This is a genomic window from Saccharothrix sp. ST-888 (assembly GCF_000955975.1).
In the GTDB taxonomy this organism is placed as follows: Bacteria; Actinomycetota; Actinomycetes; order Streptomycetales; family Streptomycetaceae; genus Kitasatospora.
Window position 1 is genome coordinate 1 of record NZ_JYJF01000340.1, and the last position, 555, is coordinate 555.

General features: G+C 74.8%; 1 protein-coding gene. It reads right to left on the bottom strand.

What is annotated here, in order from left to right:
* The coding region (locus UK12_RS32990) for a beta-ketoacyl synthase N-terminal-like domain-containing protein (protein WP_045306895.1) at positions 1-555 on the bottom strand (555 nt) is incomplete at both ends.

A 555-nucleotide genomic window follows, 5' to 3' on the forward strand; every position in this document is an offset into this window, starting at 1 on the left:
CGACTTGACCGAGCCGAGCCAGAGCGGCCGCCCCTCGGGGCGGTCCTGACCGTAGGTCGCCAGCAGTGCCTGGGCCTCGATCGGGTCGCCGAGCGTGGTACCGGTGCCGTGCGCCTCGACCACGTCGACGTCGGCCGCCGACAGCCGGGCGCTGGCGAGCGCCTGGCGGATCACCCGCTGCTGGGAGGGGCCGTTGGGCGCGGTCAGTCCGTTGGAGGCGCCGTCCTGGTTGACGGCGGAGCCGCGGATGACGGCCAGCACCTCGTGCCCGTTGCGCCGCGCGTCCGAGAGCCGTTCCAGCACCAGGACACCGACGCCCTCGGCGAAGCCCGTACCGTCCGCGCCGTCCGCGAACGCCTTGCACCGGCCGTCCGGGGACAGCCCCCGCTGGCGGCTGAACTCCACGAAGGTGCCGGGCGAGGCCATCACGGTGACCCCGCCGGCCAGCGCGAGCACGGACTCGCCCTGCCGCAGCGACTGCGCCGCCAGGTGCAGCGCCACCAGCGACGAGGAACACGCCGTGTCGATCGACAGCGTCGGCCCCTCCAACCCCAG